This is a genomic window from Methylobacterium sp. WL103, from assembly GCF_008039885.1.
Taxonomy (GTDB): domain Bacteria; phylum Pseudomonadota; class Alphaproteobacteria; order Rhizobiales; family Beijerinckiaceae; genus Methylobacterium; species Methylobacterium cerastii.
The window spans coordinates 1-1,481 of the sequence record NZ_VRUX01000825.1; the positions used below are offsets into that span (position 1 = coordinate 1).

Sequence of the window (1,481 nt, forward strand, 5' to 3'; positions counted from 1 at the left end):
GGCGTTGGGAGCGGGCGCGGCCGGCACCGGTGCCGGTGTCGCGAACGAAGGCGCGCGCGCCATCACCGGCGACGACCACAACCCGACTGCGGACCTCATCGGGTCGGCGGCGGGCGTCAGCGGCCTGGCGATCGCTAAGCCGATCCTCGGCGCCATCGGCTCGCTTGCCTCGGCGGCCCGCGGCTCGACCCGCTTCGCCGACGACGTGGCGCGCGAGGCCGTCGCGCACGAGATCATCGCCAACTCCGGCCATGCGCAGGCGCAGGTTGCCGGCGGCGTCGACCGCGGCGCCATCGACGCGCAGCCGCTGGCGAACCAGCTGCGGACGCCATCCGCTGCGGAATCGGCAATCCCGGGCTACCGGTCGGACATCGCGGATCGCTCCGGCGACCCGGGGCTTGCCGCCTACGTCTTCGGGCACACAGCCGCCAATCCGGGCCTCGACACGGTGCGGCGTGCCTCGAACCAGGCTGCTATCGGCGACCGGATGGGCGAGCTGGCGCCGACCGGCTCGGCCGGACAGTTCCGCAACGACCTACAGGGCGGCGTCGACCGCCGGGTGGCAGCGAGCGAGACACAAGCCGACATCGCCCAACGTACCCTCGATGAGCACGTGCAACGCCTGACCTCGACCATGACGGGCGAAGCCCGAGGCGCCGACATCCGGGCCGCGCTTCAGCGCGCCAAGGACACCGCCGACCAAGGCGTCCGGGACGCGTACGCGCCGGTCAACGCCTCGACCGCCAGCGTGGATGTCGCCCCGCTCGCTCAGCGCTTCGGCGGCATTGATGAGGGCCTGAGCGTGGCAGAGCGCGAGCGCTTCCGCCCGGGCGAAGCGAACATCCCGGACCGCCTCATCGGCCCGGCCGAGGCCACCGGGCCGGTCGATACCGGATTGCTCGATGCGTCCGGCCGCCCGATCACGCGTGCGCCGGCGCCGGGCAACAGTCAGCAGCCGATCCGCGAAGTGACCGGCTTGCGCAGCGCCCTCACCGACGAGGCACGCGCGGCGCGCAGCGCGAACCGCCCGGCCGAGGCCCGCATCATCGATCAGCACGTGACGGCGCTCGACGACTACCTCGACGGAGCGGTCCCCGAGGGTCTGCGCGGCCAGTACGACACCGCCCGCGCGGCGCGGCGCGACGTGGCCGACCGGTTTGAGCGGCCGCAGAACGCGGTGGCTCAGGTGCTAGGCGAGCGCCAGGGCGTCTACAACGTGCCGGACAGCGGCGTCGCGCCCCGGTTCGCGCAGTCCGAGGAAGGCCGATTGTCCGATCTCCGCCAGCTTATGAGCGAAGCGGGCGGCGACGCCCGCGTGCGCCCGGCGCTGCGCGATCAGTTCCTCGCCAACATCCGCGACCGCGGCCTGCTCGACCGGCCGGACCAGCTGAACGGCTACCTCGACCGCCACGCGACGTTGCTCGACCAGCTGCCCGGCCTGCGCGACGAGCTCACGGCGGGCGGCGCGGCCAGCCGCGCAT

Annotated in this window: 2 protein-coding genes; one reads left to right on the forward strand and one right to left on the reverse strand. The window is 73.6% G+C overall.

Going from position 1 to position 1,481, the window contains the following annotated elements:
• On the reverse strand, positions 1 to 229 hold a 229-nt coding region (locus tag FV222_RS30745), incomplete at its 3' end, for a hypothetical protein (protein ID WP_210248513.1).
• Between FV222_RS30745 and FV222_RS25835 the strand changes: the two genes are divergently transcribed.
• A partial coding sequence (locus FV222_RS25835) for a hypothetical protein (RefSeq protein WP_147815985.1) occupies positions 206 to 1,481 on the forward strand: 1,276 nt, incomplete at its 3' end. The two genes, FV222_RS30745 and FV222_RS25835, sit on opposite strands and share 24 nt — an antisense overlap.